The organism is Starkeya sp. ORNL1, from assembly GCF_012971745.1.
Classification (GTDB): domain Bacteria; phylum Pseudomonadota; class Alphaproteobacteria; order Rhizobiales; family Xanthobacteraceae; genus Ancylobacter.
The window spans coordinates 5568171-5587285 of sequence record NZ_CP048834.1; the positions used below are offsets into that span (position 1 = coordinate 5568171).

At 61.1% G+C, this 19115-nt stretch carries 15 protein-coding genes; 10 read left to right on the forward strand and 5 right to left on the reverse strand.

Annotation, left to right across the window (positions count from 1 at the left end):
- Positions 1 to 265 precede the first annotated feature (265 nt).
- Positions 266 to 3160, forward strand: a complete 2895-nt coding sequence (locus tag G3545_RS26155; protein WP_170017172.1) for a winged helix-turn-helix domain-containing protein — start codon at positions 266 to 268, stop codon at positions 3158 to 3160.
- Positions 3161 to 3234: 74 nt separating this feature from the next.
- Here the strand turns inward: G3545_RS26155 and G3545_RS26160 are convergent, their stop codons facing one another.
- Positions 3235 to 4728 carry a carboxypeptidase M32 gene (locus tag G3545_RS26160; RefSeq protein WP_170017174.1) on the reverse strand — a complete coding sequence of 498 codons (1494 nt, stop codon included), beginning with the start codon at positions 4726 to 4728 and terminating at the stop codon, positions 3235 to 3237.
- Positions 4725 to 5591: an SDR family NAD(P)-dependent oxidoreductase gene (locus G3545_RS26165; RefSeq protein WP_170017176.1), complete on the reverse strand. Its 867-nt coding sequence runs from the start codon at positions 5589 to 5591 to the stop codon at positions 4725 to 4727. The genes G3545_RS26160 and G3545_RS26165 overlap by 4 nt, the downstream gene beginning before the upstream one ends.
- 424 nt (positions 5592 to 6015) lie before the next feature.
- On the opposite strand from G3545_RS26165, the gene G3545_RS26170 reads away from it, so the two are divergent.
- Together G3545_RS26170 and G3545_RS26175 are read left to right on the forward strand one after the other, a co-directional pair.
- On the forward strand, positions 6016 to 6327 hold the full coding sequence (locus tag G3545_RS26170; protein ID WP_348644660.1) for a DUF305 domain-containing protein: 312 nt from the start codon (positions 6016 to 6018) through the stop codon (positions 6325 to 6327).
- A gap of 389 nt (positions 6328 to 6716) precedes the next feature.
- Positions 6717 to 7508 (forward strand): AraC family transcriptional regulator, encoded by a 792-nt coding sequence (locus G3545_RS26175; RefSeq protein ID WP_170017178.1) that lies wholly within the window; start codon positions 6717 to 6719, stop codon positions 7506 to 7508.
- A gap of 13 nt (positions 7509 to 7521) precedes the next feature.
- On the opposite strand, the gene G3545_RS26180 is transcribed toward G3545_RS26175, so the two are convergent.
- Genes G3545_RS26180 through G3545_RS26190 form a run of 3 tightly spaced genes read right to left on the reverse strand, consistent with a single transcriptional unit; the run spans position 7522 to position 10963 of the window.
- Positions 7522 to 9051: a sugar ABC transporter ATP-binding protein gene (locus G3545_RS26180; RefSeq protein ID WP_170018286.1), complete on the reverse strand. Its 1530-nt coding sequence runs from the start codon at positions 9049 to 9051 to the stop codon at positions 7522 to 7524.
- Positions 9052 to 9056: 5 nt separating this feature from the next.
- Positions 9057 to 9989: a sugar ABC transporter substrate-binding protein gene (locus G3545_RS26185; protein WP_170017180.1), complete on the reverse strand. Its 933-nt coding sequence runs from the start codon at positions 9987 to 9989 to the stop codon at positions 9057 to 9059.
- Between the two features lie 59 nt (positions 9990 to 10048).
- Positions 10049 to 10963, reverse strand: a complete 915-nt coding sequence (locus tag G3545_RS26190) for an ABC transporter permease (RefSeq protein WP_348644604.1) — start codon at positions 10961 to 10963, stop codon at positions 10049 to 10051.
- Positions 10964 to 11340: 377 nt separating this feature from the next.
- Here G3545_RS26190 and G3545_RS26195 point away from each other — a divergent pair, with 377 nt between their 5' ends.
- The 7 genes from G3545_RS26195 to G3545_RS26225 all read left to right on the forward strand — a co-directional run bounded on the left by G3545_RS26195 (position 11341) and on the right by G3545_RS26225 (position 19033).
- The gene (locus tag G3545_RS26195) at positions 11341 to 12204 is read left to right on the forward strand and encodes a type 1 glutamine amidotransferase (protein WP_170017184.1); all 864 of its coding nucleotides are present in this window, start codon (positions 11341 to 11343) and stop codon (positions 12202 to 12204) included.
- A gap of 71 nt (positions 12205 to 12275) precedes the next feature.
- Positions 12276 to 13373 carry an LLM class flavin-dependent oxidoreductase gene (locus G3545_RS26200; RefSeq protein WP_170017186.1) on the forward strand — a complete coding sequence of 366 codons (1098 nt, stop codon included), beginning with the start codon at positions 12276 to 12278 and terminating at the stop codon, positions 13371 to 13373.
- 381 nt (positions 13374 to 13754) lie between these two features.
- Complete coding sequence (locus G3545_RS26205; protein WP_170017188.1) at positions 13755 to 14576, forward strand: alpha/beta hydrolase; 822 nt, start codon at positions 13755 to 13757, stop codon at positions 14574 to 14576.
- A gap of 103 nt (positions 14577 to 14679) precedes the next feature.
- Positions 14680 to 15648 (forward strand): MBL fold metallo-hydrolase, encoded by a 969-nt coding sequence (locus G3545_RS26210; RefSeq protein WP_170017190.1) that lies wholly within the window; start codon positions 14680 to 14682, stop codon positions 15646 to 15648.
- A gap of 446 nt (positions 15649 to 16094) precedes the next feature.
- Positions 16095 to 16844, forward strand: coding sequence for a HAMP domain-containing sensor histidine kinase (locus G3545_RS26215; protein WP_170017192.1), 750 nt, complete (start codon positions 16095 to 16097; stop codon positions 16842 to 16844).
- A gap of 704 nt (positions 16845 to 17548) precedes the next feature.
- The gene (locus G3545_RS26220) at positions 17549 to 18469 is read left to right on the forward strand and encodes an alpha/beta hydrolase (protein WP_170017194.1); all 921 of its coding nucleotides are present in this window, start codon (positions 17549 to 17551) and stop codon (positions 18467 to 18469) included.
- Positions 18470 to 18649: 180 nt separating this feature from the next.
- Positions 18650 to 19033: a DUF202 domain-containing protein gene (locus G3545_RS26225; RefSeq protein ID WP_170017196.1), complete on the forward strand. Its 384-nt coding sequence runs from the start codon at positions 18650 to 18652 to the stop codon at positions 19031 to 19033.
- Positions 19034 to 19115: the final 82 nt, after the last annotated feature.

Here is a 19115-nt window from a genome sequence, read left to right on the forward strand (position 1 = left end):
TCGTTGCTCGACGGGCGCTCTGGCCGCATTTCGCGGAAGGCCGCTTCCGCCATCGCCGCATTCGCGATCTCCGGGTCGTTACGGCCGCTCTGCCCTCATCCCCGTGTTTGATACCGAGCGCCGCAACGGCACCTTTATCCGGGCGGACTTCGTCCACTACGCCTGTCGAGCGGCGATCAGAACGGACGAAATCATTGCAGACTAAGGATAAATCGGCCAGTTTCTTGCTTGCCAGCAGATCCCTAGGTCACTGCAAGAATCCCGCATGGGGAACGAAGTGAACGATCATCGTGAGGGCATCGTCAGTTCTTCCACGCGATGGGAGCTCGATCTTAAGGGCCGGGAACTGAGGCATGGAGGAGTTCCGGTTCCCTTGGGAAGTCGCGCATTCGAAGTCGTCGAGGTGTTGGTCAGGTCGGCGGGCGCGATGGTTACCAAGGGGGAACTCATGGACCGCATCTGGCCGGGTGCCTTCGTCAATGACAACACCCTCCAGGTCCATATATCGGCAATCCGCAAAGCTCTCGGCGCAGATCGTGGATTGCTGAAAACGGCATCCGGCCGTGGCTACCGTCTGCTGGGTGACTGGACGACAAGGTCCGAGCAGTCGATGTCGGAATCCGTCGAGACGGAGACGCTGTCACCCGCTATCCCACTGGTCGCGCGAGCCTTACCAGTGGCAGGCACCGAGTTGATCGGACGCGCCAACGACATGCAACGTTTGAGCGAGCTCCTGTCGGCATATCGGGTGGTGACGCTGACTGGGCCCGGCGGCATTGGCAAGACACGACTGGCGATGGAGGTGGCGCATCAATTCTGCCAACGTAATGGACACGACTGCGCAGTGGTGGAATTGGTCTCGCTGTCCGATCCCAGCCTGGTGATATCTGCCTTTGCAAGCGCGCTCGGATTGCCCCATGGAGGCGACAGTGTTTCCCCAGTAACGGTCGCTCGTGCAATCGGAGAGAGAACACTCCTGCTGGTGCTCGACAATTGCGAGCACGTCGTCGAAGCCGCGGCGCAGTTGGCGGAAGCGGTTGTGCACAATTGTCCGTACGCAACCCTACTGACAACCAGCCGCGAATTGCTGCGAATCGACGGGGAATTCGCCTTCCACGTCCGCGCGCTCGACGTGCCAGCACGGGAGTCGCTGGCCCCGAACGAAATGCTCGATCACAGCGCGGTCCAACTGTTTATTGCACGGAGCAAGGCATCGGGCGGCATGGGTGATGAGATAAACCCGAGCGAATTCGCCGATATCGCCACGATCTGCAAACGCCTCGACGGAATCCCTCTTGCCATCGAACTCGCAGCCGCGCGGGCGGCGACGCTCGGTCTGAGCGAGGTCGTGCGCCGCCTGGACGACCGCTTCACACTTCTGACGAGTGGGCGTCGTACGGCCCTACCGCGACACCAAACGCTTCGGGCAACCCTCGATTGGAGCTACGACCTGCTATCGGAACGCGAGCGGGCGCTATTTCGGAGCCTTGCCGTCTTTGCGGCGGGATTCACGTTGGAGGCGGCCGTTGCCGTAGCGGATCGCAGCGCAGTCAATCAGCGGATTGCAGTCGACGATATCGCCAGCCTCGTCGGAAAATCCCTGATCTACCTCGATCGCACGAGTGCGCCGGAGCGGTGGCGGCTTCTCGAAACAACGCGCGTCTACGCGTTGGAAAGATTGCGAGAGAGTGGGGAGTTCGACATCAAGTTCCGACGCCTCGCCGAATTCTGCGTCAAGCTTCTCTCGGCCTCCGACGACCGACTGACTGCTCGGCTCGACGCGGAGCGGGGCTCCCGGATGGCTCCCGAGATCAACAACATCCGCGCCGCTCTGGATTGGGCATTTTCGCCGCAAGGCGACGTCGCAATCGGAACGCAACTCACGATCTGCGGAATTCCAGTCTGGCTTGCCATGTCGCTTCTCGTCGAGTGCCGAGAGCGGGTCGAACGTGCGCTGAACGCCCTCACGCCGGACACCGAACTGGGGCCCCGGGTCACGCTGCAACTGCACGCGGCGCTCGGCATCTCTCTGCTGAGCACAACCGGACTGCAGCGCGAAACCAAGCTGGTACTCAGTAAAACGCTCGCTATCGCAACAGAACTGGACGATCCCAACTATCAACTACAGGCATTATGGGCACTATGGACCTGCTGCTTCAACAATGGAGAAAATCTGACAGCTGAGCCGATTGCCCAAAGGTTTCTTCAGGTCGCGCGACGTGCCGCCAATCCGGCCGACATGTTTGTCGGCGAGCGGCTGCTTGGCGTGACCATGCACTATCGCGGACGCCAGGTCGAAGCCCGGCAGCATCTCGAACATGTTCTGGCCAATTATATTGCGCCAGGCGATGGACAGCATGTCCTGCGCTTTCATTATCACCAGGACATCCTGGCCCGCGCCATGTTTGCCCGGGTGCTATGGCTGCAGGGGTACGCCGACCAGGCATTGCGTCACGCGGAGGCCAGCATCGACGACGCACAAACCTCCGGGCATGTACTTTCACTATGCTACGCGCTTGCCGAAGCCTTGTGCCCCATTGCACTCATGACGGGAAATCTTTCCTCTGCCATGCAGGCGGTCACGATGTTGACCGGGCTTGCCAGCAAATACCATCTCGACTTCTGGGGAAATTGGGGCCGTTGTCTGGAAGGGAACCTTCTGATCGAGGGCGGCGATACGACACGCGGCATGGAGATTATCCGCTCGTCTCTCAATTCTTTCCGATCGGCGGGTTGGTCGATGCGTTTCCCGATCTTTCTCGGCGTTCTCGCGACCGGCCTCGCTAAAACCGGGCAGCTAGCCACAGCCCTTGGCATGATCGACGAAGGTCTCGGACGCGCCGAAAGTAACGGCGAAATGTGGTGCTTCGCCGAGTTAGTCCGCACCAAGGGAGAAATCATCCTGCAATCAGGCACACCGGGCGCAATAGCGGCGGCGGCCGGATCCTTCCAGGCGGCAATCGGACACGCACGCAATCAGGGCGCACTGTTCTGGGAACTCCGAGCCGCCACCAGTCTGGCCCGATTGCAGTACGCAGGAACTTCGACGGATGATGCAGTCGTCGCCTTGAGGGCAGTCTACGAGCGCTTTACCGAGGGCTTCGATACTGTCGATCTGATCACCGCCCGCTCACTCCTCGAAGAGGCCGGGGCCATCTAGGCACGCGTGGCGGCCTGTGACGCTTGCGATCACTGTCACTTCTGTCCACGTCCTCGTCATCGCCCGAGTAGCGCTTATGAGAGATATCGCGCAGCGAGGTGCGTCTCGAAGTCGGTCGGGTCCAGCGGTTTTCCTGTCGCGTGGCGCAGGAGATCGTTGAAACCCAACAAGCTGCCGTGTCCATGGACATGCTTTCGGAGCCAGTCTTGTAGCGGCGACAGGTCACCATGGCCTAGCGCGTCGTCAAGGTCGGGCGTAGCCCGCCGCACAGCAGCCATCAATTGAGCTGCCGCCATGGCGCCCAGCGTGTAGTTGGGAAAGTAGCCATAGCCGCCATCGTACCAGTGGATGTCCTGAAGGCATCCCAACGCGTCATTCGGCGGCACGACGCCGAGCAGCGCGCGCATCGCGTCGTTCCAGGCTCCGGGCAGATCGGCCACATTCAGGCTGCCGGCGATCAGCGCGCGCTCCAGGCGGAAACGCAGGATCACGTGGGCCGGATATGTCAGCTCGTCAGCGCCGACCCGGATGCAGCCGCGTGAGACGCGGCGCCACAGGCGCCCGAGATTTTCCGGTTCATACGGCAGGGCGTCACCACCGAAATGTCGATGAAGCACCGGACCGAGCCACGTCAGGTATGCATCTGATCGGCACGCCTGCATTTCGACGATCAATGCCTGGCTCTCATGCGCGGCGGCGCCGGCCGCCTGGCCGACGGGCTGGCGCGCGAAAGCTGTCGGCAAATGCAGTTCGTACACCGCGTGTCCCGTCTCGTGCAGCACGCTCAGCAGGCTCTTGGCGAAGTCGGCTTCGTCGTACCGGGTGGTAATGCGCACGTCGCTGGTCACGCCGCGGCAGAACGGATGGATCGAGCGATCGAGCCGAGCATGGTCAAAATCCAGCCCAGCCGTGGCTGCCAGCTGCCGACATAGTGTCGCCTGCACGTTGATAGGAAACGGTCCTTGCGGCGCGTGCGGTGCGGGTCGGCTCGCCTGCAACGCCTCGGCACGCGGCAACGCATGCTGCAAGAAGCGGTCATAGGCCGCGAATACCGGCTCGAGGTCCGCTTCTCCGATGCCGCGTTGATAACCGTCTATCAAAGCGTCATAGGGTGACATCTCAAGCGCTTCGGACAGCGCCGAGGCTGTCTCGCGAACCAGCCTGACCATCGTAGCCATATAGGGCCGCACGCGATCGAAATCGGCATCGCGCCGGGCATCGCGCCAGACCGTCTCGCAGGCTGAATTCGAGCGCGTCCGAGCTTCCACGAGATCCACGGGCAGCGCAACAGCCCTTGTGTGGGCGTGGCGCATCAGGCGCAAATTCTCGAACCGCCACGGGTCATTTGCTAAGCCGGTCGCAGCCTCCGCGTCCGTGAGGTCATCGGCGACACGGCGATCTGTGAGCAGCGCATGTGCCGTACTGGCAAGCACCGCGAGTTGGTCGCCGCGGGCGGCGGCGCCGCCCGGCGGCATCATCACCGCCGCGTCCCATAGCAGCACACTCGACGCCTCGTTGACCGTGGCGATGCGGGCAAAGCGATCGGTAAGGCGCTGATACGCCGTCATATGTCGCTTATGAAGCGCCGGTATGCCTCGGCGTGCTCGGGGTGCCAGCGCGACAGTGCGGGGCGACTGCAGATCATATCTTCTGCCGCCCACCGAATGCGCTTTTCGTCGAGCGCGCGCGGCGTCTCGTGGTCCGGGCAGAGAATGTAGAACTCCGCGTTCGCCAGGCCGGCCAGCATGAAGTCGATCACCGCGTCGGCAGTCCACGCCATGGGCGGTTTCTCCGCGCGTCCGGTCATGGCGGTGAAAGTGAATCCGGGGATCAGCAGGTGAGCGGTCACACCGCATCCCTCGATAGTCCGCAGCTCGTGCGCCAACGCCTCGGTCAGGACCTTCACGCAGGCCTTCGAAGCGTTGTGGGCAGGATTACCCGGTGGCGTGGTAATACCCTGCTTGGAGCCGGTATTGATCACCAATCCCGGTTGGCCCGAAGCCACCATCGATGGCACGAACGCGTGAATGCCGTGAGCGACGCCCCAGAAATTTACGTCGATGACCCGGCGCCAGCCATCCAGCCCGGACCAGGTGTTGCCGGGATTGTCGTTGATGCCAGCGTTGTTCATGAGCACTGAGACATCACCGAACCTGTCCGCCACGACGTCGCGCAGCCGCGCCATCGCGGCATAATCGGCGACATCCGCCTGTACTGGCAGGACGTCGTCGGCACCACCGCGTGCCACGCTGGTCATCTCGGCAGCCGCGCTGTCCAGCACCGCATCCGCGTGATCGATGAGGACAATTCGCAGGCCGAGCTCCGCAAATCGCCGCGCTGCCGCTCGGCCGATGCCGCTCGCCGCGCCCGTCACCACCGCGACGTTCCCGGGGCGCAGTGCAGAATGGGGGGCCTGAACCTCGGAACTCATCAATGTGCTCCCCGAAATCCAACGATGACACGACCATAGTTTGCCTCGCACTTCCTGTGAAGTTCACCACTGACCCGCAATGGCGTCCGACTGGGAGCCCGCTAGTTCGCGATTTCAGGAATCTTCAGAAATGCTTGGGTCTTCTCAGTACTTCCTCAAGGATATCGGTGCAGGAGCCATGTAAACAGGGATCACCGTGGAGGTGATCCATGATGACTTGTGCCACGAAAATCAGCGGCCGCTCGCGCATCTTCGCGAGCGGGTTTGCGCAATGGCTTATCCGGCGACGCGTCGCGCCACCGTCGTAGGGCGGTACGCGTCGCGCATCCCCACTCAGGAGGATCAGATCATGAGCTTCACTCGTTCCGCACCCGCCAGCGCCATAGTCCTGTTGCTACTCGGAGGCGTCGCGTCGGCGCAGACCATGCCTGGCATGAACCAGGGTGGCGACACGCAGCCCAGCGCCACGACCGCGGCGGCGAGCCCCTCGACCGATGCTTTCGAGAAGGCCAGTGCCCGCATGCACCAGGACATGACGATGTCCTACACCGGAGACAGCGACATCGACTTCGCGCAGGGCATGATCCCGCACCATCAGGGCGCGATCGACATGGCGAAGGTCGAGCTTCAATACGGCAAAGATCGCGAAATGAAAAAGGTAGCCGGAGAGATCATCAAGGCGCAGGAGAGAGAGATTGCTTTCCTGAAGGCCTGGCTGGCGAAGAAGGGGAAGTGAGGGCGAGCGCTCGGTCGTGGCCCGGCAGCTGGTGTTACATCTGCTCCGGCATCCCAAGGAATTCGCCGCGCGAACCGAGGTTCAGTGTTGCCCAAACACGGCACCTGGGCGGCGGGTCCGTGGCCCGCGGTTTCAGGATTCTTCAGAAATGCTTGGCTCTTCTCAGTTCTTCCCCAAGGAAGGAAGAGCCGGCCCAATGTAAGCAGGTCTCACCGTGGAGGTGAACCATGACACATTCTGCCACTCACGTCGGAACCGTCGTCAACTTCCCAACCGCCGCCTTGCGGCTGGCACCGCGGTCTGAAGAAGAAGTTGGCTGGCGCGCGTCGCCGCCAATTCCACTCGGAGGGGCGGCCCCGCCGAGGGTGATGGCTACTCGATGGCAGTCGATGAAGGACGAGACGCGCCACGTGCGCGCCCAGACGCCAGACAATTTCCATTTCATGTGTATTGGTCTTCGGCGGATGGATATCCGACTTTCGGTATCCGGTCGGCCGGTGCACGATGGGGTCCTGACGCCCGGCATGATACAAGTGACACGCCCTGGAGTGACAACAGAGTGTGTCTTCCGTGGCGCTTATGACGAGCTTCATCTGCATATTTCGAACGACCTTGTTGCCGAGTGCGCGAGCAAGGCACCAGAAAGACGCAATCACCTGTTCATGGCCGACGGCGCACCCTTTCGGGACCAGGTCATTGAGCGGCTCGGCCTGGCATTGCTCACTGCAGACGAGCTTGGCGGCACGTTTGGGCCGATCTACGCCGACTCTCTCAGCATCGCTATTGTCAGCCGATTGCTGGCGTCACGCCCGGCCGTGTCCGACGCCGAGCGATCTGCCCCGAGCGGCCTGGTAAGATGGCGCTTGAAGCGGGCCCTTGATTATATCGAGGCCCATCTGGGCGAGCCGATTGGTCTGGCGGAGATAGCAGCTGCGACCGGCCTGACCCGAATGCATTTCGCCGCTCAGTTCCGCGCCGCCACGGGTCTTCGTCCGCACGAATACCTGTTGCGCCGCCGCGTGGAGTGCGCGCAACAGCTCCTGCTGTCGCCGAACGCGGCGGTGATCGATGTGGCAGTTGAACTCGGGTTTCAGACCCAGGCGCATTTTACGAATGTGTTCAAGCGCTTCGTCGGTCAGCCACCGCACGCCTGGCGACAGACACGAAGCCGGGTGGCATGAGTCACGGAATGTGTCACCCGGTCGCCAGCGCCATCACAGCAACTGCATCGGCGGCGGCGGTGTCGAGTACGCCCATCTGACGGCCACGGGCCATCACCATTACACGATGAGACAAGCCCAGCACTTCCTCGATGTCCGAACTGACAATCACCACGGCTATACCAGCCCGTGCGAGATCGACAATCTGACCATATATCGCCGCGCGCGCGCCGACATCGATTCCGCGTGTCGGTTCGTCAAGGATGAACACTTTTGGCTCGCGAGCGATCCAACGCGCGATCATCGTTCGCTGCTGGTTGCCACCGGAAAGATATTGTACGCGCTGCCCGGGGCTGCATTTGATGGCGAGCCTGTCGATCAGGCCTTGCACCAGGCCCAGTTGGGCAGTCGGCCGAAACCAGCCACGTCGCGAGACCTTGTCGAAATTGCCAAGGGTCAGATTGTCGGCAACGCTGTGCTGCAAGATCAAGCCCTGCAGCTTTCGATCTTCCGGCACCAGCACGATACCAGCGTGGATCGCCGCAGCAGGGTCGGCCAGATGCCGCGGCTCGCCCTCGATCAGAATGCGCCCGCTGGCCAGCGGATCGGCGGCCACGATCGAACGCACCAATTCGGTGCGTCCGGCGCCGATGATGCCGGCGATCCCGAAGATCTCGCCGGCGTTCACGGAGAAGCAAATGTCGCGGAAGGCGCCGCTCCTGGAGGTGAACCCTTCCACGCGCAGAACTTCATTCGGTCGCGGCGGATTGGCGACTGGAAACAGCCGATCGACGGTTCGGCCGACCATGTCGCGCAGCAATACGCCGACAGGTACATCCGCACTGGCATGCTGGGCCACGCAACTTCCGTCGCGCAGCACCACGACGCGGTCGGCGATGCGGGCAATCTCCTCCAGCCGATGACTTATGTAAATGAGCGAAACACCGTCGGCCTTGAGCCGCGCAATCTGCGCAAACAGACGCTCCGTCTCGGCACGGCCCAAGGGGGCGGTCGGCTCGTCGAGGATTAGCAGGCGAGCATTGCGATTGACGGCCTTCGCAATCTCCACCTGTTGTCGGCCGGCGACGCCAAGCGTGCGAACAAGCCGATCCGGCGACGCATCGAGGCCCAGCCGCAGGAGCAATTCTCGCGTTCGCGCACGCATGAAGGCGCGATCCACCCGGCCGGCGCGGATCGGCTGCCGGCCGATAAATACGTTCTCCGCGATCGTCAGATCCGGAGCCAGCCGGGCCTCCTGATGGATCAACACGACGCCCGCGTCGATCGCCGCGCGCGGCGCGTTCGGTGCATAGGGTCGCCCCTCGAACGTCATGCTCCCGGCGTCTGGACGAATGGAACCGGCGATGATCGCAGAGAGCGTGGATTTGCCGGCACCGTTCTCGCCGAGCAGCGCCACCACCTCACCCTCGTGCACGTCGAGATCCACGCTGCGCAGCACTTCGACGCCCGAGAAGGCCTTGCACATGCCGACCAAGGATAATCTTGGGACGTCACGGTCAGTGCGATGGCCCGGCTGCTGCAGCAGGCCCGCCAGCGAGCCCATCTCGCTCACGGATGCGTAGCGATGAACGGCGCAACATTGGCTTTCGTGGTCAACTCCGCTGGCAGCAACTGCATTGCCGGCACTTTGACGCCCTTGATGAGATCAAGTGCCGAATTCAGCGCGAGCTTCCCCATGAATTGCGTCTTCTGCGTCATTGTCGCGGCGAGAGTTCCGTCTCGCACCGCGAGCAGCCCGGACGTATCTCCGTCAAAGCCGACGATCACAACCTGGTGGTCGAGATTGGCGACCTTCACCGCCTGCGCTGCTCCAAGCGCCAACGCGTCCGCGCGCCCGAATAAAACTGTGATGTCTGGATGGCGCTGCAGCATATCTTGAGCGATCGCAAACCCTTCGTCACGGTGCCACCCTTTGCTGGCCTGCTTGGCGATCACTTTCAAACCCGGACATGCTGCGAGCGCTGTGTTGAATCCATTGTCCCGGTCCACTTCCGGTGTCGTACCTAGCTGCCCCTGGATAATCGCGACGTTGCCCTTGCCGCCGGTGATAGCGCAAACTTCATTGCCGAGCGTGCGTGCGGCAGCGACGCTGTCGGTGGCGATAAACGTTTCCGCCGGTTCATCCGGCGCGGTGCGATCAACTGCGACCACGGGAATATTCGCAGCGCGCGCGGCCCTCACCGGTACCCCGGCTGCGGTAGCGCCTGCCGGAATGTAGATTAGCGCCTTGATCCCCCTGGTGATCAAATCCTGGACCTGGCTGACTTGCGTCGCACTGTCGCCACGTGCATCCACAACGGTCAAGGTCACGCCCTTTGCCTTCGCCTCGGCCTCCACGGCCTGCTTTATCTCGTTGAAGAAGTTGGACTGGAGGTTGGCGACAGCAAGGCCGACTTCCTGTGCGTGCGCCGAGTCCGGGCGCCAAGCGACGGCACTGAGCCCAACGAGCGTTGCGGCGACAATCATTTTCCCGGTCTGCATTGTTCGACTCCCTGGTGTGAAGGATCTCCCAAGACTGCCGCCGCGCTGCCGCGCGTGGCTCACGCTTCCTGCCGTTTGAACCTATCCATCGCGACCGCGATCGCGATGGCAATGCCGATAAACACCTGCTGTACGAACGGCGAGACACCGACGAGGTTGAGGCCGTTATGGAGGACGCCGATGATCAGCACGCCAACCACGGTGCCGCCGATACTGCCGACGCCGCCGCTCAGGCTCGCTCCGCCGATCACGACGGCTGCGATAGTATCGAGTTCGTAGCCGAATCCGTCACTCGGTTGTGCGGAATCCAGCCTTGCCGAAAGCGCAACGCCGGCAATGGCCGACAATAGGCCGGACGCGACATAGACCATGAGGGTCAGCGGCTGCACCCGGATGCCCGCCAAGTGTGCGACCTCGGCATTACCTCCGATCGCATACAGCATGCGGCCGGTGGCACGAAATCGAAGGTACATGAATCCGCAGATGGCAAGCACAATGAAAAGCCCGACCGTTACCGAGAGAAAGCCGAAATGCCGTACGGTGGCGAGCGATGTGAACCAGTCGGGGAAACCGACAACCTGCGCGCCGTTGGTAGTAATGTTGGCGATGCCGCGGGCAACCGACATCGTCGTCAGCGTGGCAATGAACGGGGGCAGCTTCGCGCGGGTGATCAGTAGACCGTTAACCAGCCCGCCGAGAGAGCCGGCAAGAAGACCGAGAATGATGCACACACCGAATGGCGCTTCAAAATCCCGCCAGACGGCACCCATTGTCATTGTCGCGACCGCCAGCAATGCGCCGACCGACAAATCGATCCCGCCAATGATGATGACGCCGGTCATGCCGATTGCCAGGATACCTAGCACGGTGACTTGATCCAATATGTTCAAGGCATTGCGAACACTAAGGAACACCGGCGAGACGCACGCGAAAAGCAGGCACAGCACGAGAAGGCCGATCAGTGGCCCTTGCACACGGCTAATCCAGTCGAAGGCCCGGCGATGTCGTCGCAGAGAGAGAACAGCCTTGACCAACGTAGGGATGGCAGACGCTCCCGATATTTCGCCGCGGCCGCCGGCGGTCCAGAGGGGCGGCTTCGGGCAACGCCAGCAATCTCCCACGCTCATGCGTGGGAAGTTGATCGATAGAAGTCTTGGCGCCTTGTGCTATTGTTGTCAACGACCCTGACTATCGAGAGCCGCGCCTGACCGAGCGTACGAAAGATCGTGGCTATACAAATGAATCCGTCAATTCAATTCCATTGTGGCACGACTGTAGGTGATTGCATTTCTACCCTATGCAACCCATCCGCTCGCGCGCGGACGTGAGACGAAATCTCATGAGAGCCCGGGTGCTTATCGTCGACAGTGCGCCTTCCACCACTCGAGCTGAGCTGATTGCACATGGCGGTTTGCCCCACGGCGAGATCTACACCAAGGCTCTTCGATCGCAGTCTGGGGGAATCGCTACCGAGATTGAATTTCTCACTCTTGCGGCCGGCGATGGCGACTTCCTTCCGCCAGGTCTGGTTTTGTCCGATCTGGACGGTGTGGCATGGACCGGTTCGCCATTCAGTGCGTATGACGATCAACCAATCGTCCTTCACCAAATGGCGTTCGCGAGAGCCGCGTTCGAATCTGGAGTGCCATGTTTCGGCAGTTGCTGGGGGCTTCAGGTGATGTCGGCGGCGCTCGGCGGTCGCGTTCGGCGGCATCTCAAAGGGCTCGAGTTCGGAGTCGGCCGGCGGATCACGCTCAACGCCGCCGGGCGCGCGCACGGCATGTTTCAGGGAAAGCCGGATGCCTTTGACGTGTTGTGCATCCATCAGGATGAGGTCTGCACCTTGCCTTCAGGAGCAAGGCTGCTCGCGGGCAACGACCATAGCGCCATTCAGGCAGCCGAGATCGAGGAAAACGGACGTTCATTCTGGGGCGTTCAATATCATCCTGAGTATGACCTGAGGCAAATGGCAGCGCTCCTCAGGCGAGCGGCGCGCCATTTGATTGCGGATGGCTTGATCCACAGTATCGGCGAGGTGGAACAGATGGTGGCGGATTATCTCGCGGTGAGCGAGGACGCTGCCCGCGAAGATCTAATTCATCGCCACGAACTAAGCCGAGAAGTAATCGAACCCTCACTGCACGGCCTGGAACTTGCGAACTGGCTTCGGGTAAAGGTTGTTCCGCGAGCGGCTGCGCGTGCAAATGTGAGCTAAACGACGGAACTGCATTTACGTAAAGCAACGCCCCTGACGTATACACCGGCAGCTGTAACAGCGAGACGCAAATGGAACTCGGTGCGTTCATGATGCCGGCCCACCCCCCTTATCGCAGTCTTGCAGAGGGGCACTATCACGATCTTGATACCATCGAGTATCTCGATCGTCTTGGCTACAGGGAGGTATGGATTGGTGAGCACTATAACTTGCCCGCCGAGCCTCATCCGTCCCCAGATCTGCTCATTGCACAAGCTGTCCTTCGTACGAAGCGAATTGTCCTGGCGCCCGGCGGCTTCATGTTGCCGTTTCATCATCCGGCCGAACTCGCCCATCGCATCAGTATGCTCGACCATATAGCGCGTGGCCGGCTGATGATCGGCATCGGCGCGGGAGGCAACACGCCCGACCTGCAAATGTTCAACATCGACGTGCCATCCGGGCTCAATCGCCTGATGATGGAAGAAGCGATCGACATCATGGTCCGGTTTTGGGAAAGCGAGGGACCGTTCGAATATAAGGGACGATTCTGGACCGCGAGGCGGCCACAAGATAGTCCGGACGGGTTGTGTTCGTATCATATACGTCCGTTGCAGAAGCCTTATCCGCCGATCGGTGTGACTGGCCTGTCCGAGGGATCGCCGACACTGCGGCTGGCGGGCGCGCGCGGCTGGCTTCCGATCAGTTTTTGTTATTCGACTGGATATTTGCGCGGTCATTGGCGTGCAGTGTGCGAAGGAGCGGAGCAGGCTGGCCGCGCGCCGCCGCCGCGCGACGCGTGGCGGGTCAGTCGCGGTGTTTACGTCGCCGAGACTTGGGCGGAGGCATTGAGGCGGACAGTTCACGGTGAGATGGGTCGCTATTATCGCGAGAACTTCCTTCCGCTGCTGGCCCGGAGCGGCATGCTCGCGGCGCTGAAGCATCATCCTGATGTCGCGGACAGCGACGTGACGGTTGAGTATTGCGCCCGGCATTGCTGGATGATCGGCACCGCAGAGTCCGTCGCTGAGCAGATCGAGCAAATGAAGCATGAGTCCGGCGGGTTCGGCGTTCTTCACGTGATGTGCCTCGATCACCTGGATGAGATGGCAACCTGGCGCGACAGCCTCGCATCGCTCGCCCACATTGTCGGAACGGACATTTCGTCGGACACACCAGCGTCGGCTTGACCGGACGACGACCCGCCGATCCTCCTCGACTGTAGTCGCGGCCGACACATTCACTCGTGCCGGGTCGCGCCGTTCCGAACGATGCCACAGTTCGCGCCCTCAATCGGTGATGATGGGCCCGGACGTTGATCGTGCAATCTGGCAGGCAACGTTGCGATCTGGAAAGACGATAGGACGCGGGGATGCGATTGTCCCTAAGCCCTTGGCAATATGCTGGTTCAAGCGGGGGCAGGGGACGGCCAGGGGCAAAAATTCCGCACTACGGCGCGACGCGATATAGCGAGCGGTGCATCTGCACTGGCAAATATCCAATCTACAAGACCAGCATTATCATCAGAAGACGAGCGCCCTCGACAGCAACACTTGCGGGGAGTGGAGAACTTGACAATCTTCAGGGCGAGAGATGGTACCGAAATCTATTACAAGGACTGGGGTGTCGGACAGCCGGTCGTGTTCAGTCATGGCTGGCCGTTGAGTGCAGATGCGTTCGAGGATCAGATGTTCTTCCTCGCCAGCAGCGGCTATCGCTGCATAGCCCATGATCGGCGCGGGCACGGTCGCTCCAGCCAGTCATGGGACGGAAACGACATGGACACCTATGCCGACGACCTGGCGACGCTGGTCGAAATGCTCGATCTGAAAGACGCGATCCATGTGGGGCATTCAACGGGCGGTGGAGAAGTGGCTCGCTACGTCGGCCGCCACGGCACCCGGCGCGTCGCCAAGACAGTCCTGATCGGCGCTATCCCCCCAGTCATGCTCAAAAGTGGGGCCAATCCGGGTGGATTGCCGATCCAAGTATTCGACGGCCTGCGTGCCGGCGTGCAGGCGGACCGTTCGCAGTTCTGGAAGGATCTCAGCCTGCCCTTCTACAGCTACAACCGGCCGGGTGCGACGATCTCCGAAGGCGTCCGGGAGTCCTTCTGGTTGCAAGGCATGATGGCGGGCTTCCCGGCCTCGTATTTCTGCATAAAGGCATTCTCGGAGACCGACTTTACCCAGGACTTGAAGAAGATCAACGTTCCAACTCTGATCCTGCATGGCGACGACGACCAAATCGTGCCGATTGCCGATTCCGCCCTGCTTTCCTCGCAGATCGTCAAGGGGGCCAAGTTGGTCGTCTATGAGGGCGCGCCGCACGGCCTTTGCACGACCCTTAAGGACCGCGTCAACGCCGAGTTGCTGGCTTTCATCAAGGCCTGACGCGTTTCTGACAAACCCACCTGCCGAGCAACATGAACGCCGTTCGGTTCGGGAGCCTGCATGCGGGGGCGGTTGCGCCTTCGCGAAACAGAATGAGGACGCCATGAGTATCCAGCAGCATGCACTGTCGCGCCGGCATTTCTGCCTTTGCTGCGTCGGCAGCGCGACCTTTGCCGCGACCGGCGGCTGGCTCACGCCTCGCGAGGCCTTCGCAGAGGCCCGCGGCCTCGTCAGCCTGATCAAGGACAGCGCCGCGGTATCGCCCATCGTCACGCACAAGCTGCGCAACAATATCAGCGTGCTCGAAGGCTCGGGCGGCAACATCGCCGTGCTGACGGGCCCGGACGGCAAGGTGCTGATCGATGCCGGCATCGGCGTGTCCCGCCCGCAGATCGTGAAGGCACTTGCCGAACTCGGTGCCGATCCGATCACCCACCTCGTCAATACCCACTGGCACTTCGACCACGCCAACGGCAATGAATGGCTGCATGCGGCAGGCGCCAGGATCATCGCGCAGGACAATACCCGCAAATATCTCTCGCAGATCCAGCGCGTCGAGGACTGGGACTATAATTTCCTTCCCTTGTCCTCGGGAGGGATCCCGGCTGACGTCTTTGCGACCGAGCACCATCTGAAGCTCAACGGCTCGTCGATCGATTTGAAATATTACGGGCCGGCGCATACCGACGGCGATATCTCCGTCACCTTTGCCGAGGCCAACATCGTCCACGTCGCCGACACCTATTGGAACGGCATCTATCCCTTCATCGACTATTCGACCGGCGGCAGCATTGACGGGATGATCGCCGCATCCGACGCCAATCTCGCGGCAACGACGAACGAGACCATCATCATTCCGGGTCACGGCAAGCCAGTCAGCAACAGGGCGGAGCTCAAGGAATTCCGCGACATGCTCGTGGCCATCCGGGACAACGTGGCCACGCTCAAGAAGCAAGGCAGGTCGCGCGACGAGGCCGTCGCCGCCAGGCCCACCGCTGCCTTTGACGCCAAATGGGGCAACTTCGTCATCGACCCCGGCTTTTTCACGCGCCTGGTCTACGAGGGTGTGTGATCGCGCCCACGGCCAGCCGCACCAACATCGAGATTTCTGACATGGAGGCTCGCGTGAAAGTCGATCGCGTTACCGACAAACGGCTCCGCATCGACGGCCGAGGGCTCCTGCTCGGGTGGCCCGAGGGAGATGGCCGCTCTGCGTACCCACATCACGTGCCCGCCACCGCGTCCATTCCGGCGGCGGCGGACGCCGCGCTCTCCGCTCGCGTCATTCATTTCGCGCGAAGGTCGATGATTGCTGGAGAGGCTGATTGATATGGCAACCCCTGAAATGGAGGCCGGAATCAGTGCGCTGACGACGGATGACGGTCGCCAGGCACTCAAGCGCAGCAGCGCCATCTCGACCGGGTCGCGCAATGACCAGCCGGATATGTCGCCCAACCGATCACCCCGGCGACGGCAATCCCGACCTGGCGCCCAGCATTTCTATCTCGGGAGCTAGACATGCACGACACGGGCATTGCCTCCCCACCGTACTTCGATCGGCAGACGTCGAGCGAGCAACAGCCAAGAGCTGAGGGCTGGATCATCGCCATCGCTCACGAACTGGCTCAGCCAATCGCCGCGATCGCTCTGCACGGACAGGTCGGCAAGCATTTGCTGGATCGCATCGAAGTCCCCCGCGACGAGGCCCGTGCGAATATTCACGAAATCGTTCAGAGTGCCCTGCGAGCCGGTGAAATCCTTCGCTGTATACGCGTGCTCTCGGGGAGCGGAGAGCTCACCCTGATGAAGCTCGATCTCAATGAGGTGATCGCAACGAGTGTCTCGCAGATCAAACCGGAGCTCATGCGGAGGAGAGTGCGGCTGCGGATCGACCTCCCGCCGGCGGCGCAGTACGTGTTGGGCGACAGGACATTGCTGAACCAGGCGATTGTCAATCTACTGCGCAACAGTCTCGCCGCGACGGCACCCGTCGAGGATCGGACGCGCGAACTTAGTATTCGGTCGCGATGGCGCGCCGGAGGTATCTGCGTATCGGTCGTGGACAATGGCGTCGGGATAGACGGCGAAGACCTCGATCGGCCGTTTCAATCCTTCTTCACCACCAAAGCCAACGGCATGGGGGTCGGACTGCCGCTCTGCCGGGCAATCGTCGAGTTGCATGGCGGTTCGATCTGGGCGGAGCACAATGAAGGGCCTGGGGCAGCATTTCACATCGCTCTGCCCGAGGCTCCAACAACCGTCGCCTGAGGCCGCGAGTGACCTTTGCCGGCCGTGCAGATCCTTGCGAGCGGAAAGTCTCATCGATATCTGCGCATGGTACACATTCTAGAGCCTCGCGAGGTTCGAGCGCGGCAGATCGCTCAAATCCCTTTGCGCCGAACCGGCTGCGCGCGACGTATCTTTATAACCGTCTCCGAACTGGTCATTTCAGACCTTACGTCACGTCGTGAGGCCACGCGTAATTGGGGTCCTGCGGGCTGCTCGGCCCTCTATCGAGATCATGATTTCGCCCAGACACGTGCATCCTCATAGACCGGCCCATATGCTGTAGCGTATTCCCATTATCACGTGCGATTACGCAATCGTTCCAGGATGAACGACGTATCATTTCTCGGTCGACAATAGATGATCCCGGTGTGCGGCGACTTCGAGGCAAGTCAATGAGCTACGCACTTATTTTGACTCTCTGCACATCCGTTGGAATGTGCGATCGATTCATCGTGAATGGGGGCCTGAGCAAGGACGTGTGCGCGAGAGAGCTTGAGAGCCTCGGAAGCGCTTACAGTTGCTCATCGTTTCCCGGGCCTCGGTAACCGCTGGAATGAGCCCCCGGGCTCACGAGTACGCGTCTACCTGAACAAGAATGTGTGCGCGAGAGAACTTGAGAGCCTCGGGCCGAGCCGGCCGTCGGTTGACCAGCACCGCAAGCGTTATTTGAATTGGAGAGTGACATGACTGCCGATGTAGTTTCAGATCAGCCGCATGCTGTGACTCACTACCTGACAAGGGCAGTTGGAGGAGTCGGCATCTTCTATCGCGAGGCGGGGCCTGTAGACGCTCCTGTCGTGCTGTTGCTTCACGGCTTCCCGACATCGTCGCATATGTTCCGCAATCTCATTCCGGCGTTGGCGGATCGCTATCGCGTGATTGCCCCGGACTATCCTGGCTATGGGCAAAGCGAGGCGCCCGATCGTGCCAAGTTCGACTATACGTTCGATCGCTTCGGCGAGCTCGTCGACGGGCTGCTCGATCAGCTCGGCATTACTCGCTATGCAATGTATGTAATGGACTATGGAGCGCCAGTAGGCTGGCGTTTGGCCCTGAAACACCCTGAGCGGATAACGGGCCTCATCGTACAAAATGGCAATGCTTATGATGAAGGACTGAAAGAGTTCTGGGACCCGATCAAGGCGTATTGGTCCGATCACTCGGAGAGCCATCGAAAGGCATTGCACGTTCTGGTCGCCCCCGAGACCACGAAATTCCAGTACACCGACGGCGTTGCTGACATCAGCCGCATCTCGCCGGACAATTGGATTCACGATCAGGCGCTACTCGACCGCCCGGGCAACGCTGAAATCCAGATGGACCTATTCTATGACTATCGCACTAACCTACCGCTCTACCCAGCGGTGCAGGCGTACTTCCGCAAGCACAAGCCGCCGACATTGATTGTGTGGGGCAAGAATGACACGATCTTCCCCGCGGATGGTGCTTACCCTTATAAGCGCGATCTCCCCGATGTGGAGTTTCATCTTTTGGATACCGGTCATTTCGCGCTCGAAGACAAGGCCGACGAAATGGTGCCGCTGATCCGGGCTTTCCTCAAGCGTAATCTTTCGGACGTCGCGAGCTTACGCATGTCTGCCTGATACATCGCGTGGCATCGACCGATCTTCTCATGCCGAAACGCACGCGGCCGCCGGGTGACCTTGGCAAGGATCCAGAGCTTCACGAGGGGCGCCCGGTAGCCCCGAACGGGCTTACCTAAGGCGGCCCGACGGTCGGCAGGTGGCTTCGCATAGAGAATTCGATGCGGCAGGTGACTCTCCATGATCGCGAACTACACGACCCACGCTGCAAACGAACGAACCTTTCTGGCCTGGATACGCACCGGCCTGGCGGTAGCGGCATTCGGAATACTACTAGCGAAGATGAACGCCCTAGTCGGGAAGTCGGATAGCCTGTGCGCATCTCACGGTTCAGTGGATGGCTCGCCGGCGCTTGTGGCTGCGATCGGGCATTGGTTTGGATTGGCGCTGTTAGTCGTAGGAATCGCAATCATCGCGCGAGGCGGCGTCTCATTTGAGCGCATGCGTAGCGAAATCGATGGCGAAGAGGTCAAAAAACTACCGCGGACCTGCTTAGAGACGGGGCTATCGGCAGTGCTTGCTATCGGAGTTGGGATTCTTGGTGTCTACATCGCGGTCAGGTAACACCCACGGCCGGTCATAATCCGCACGAATCGTGGGGCACTGCGACTGTCGCCGGTGTCCCGGTCACGGCCGGCCAACATCG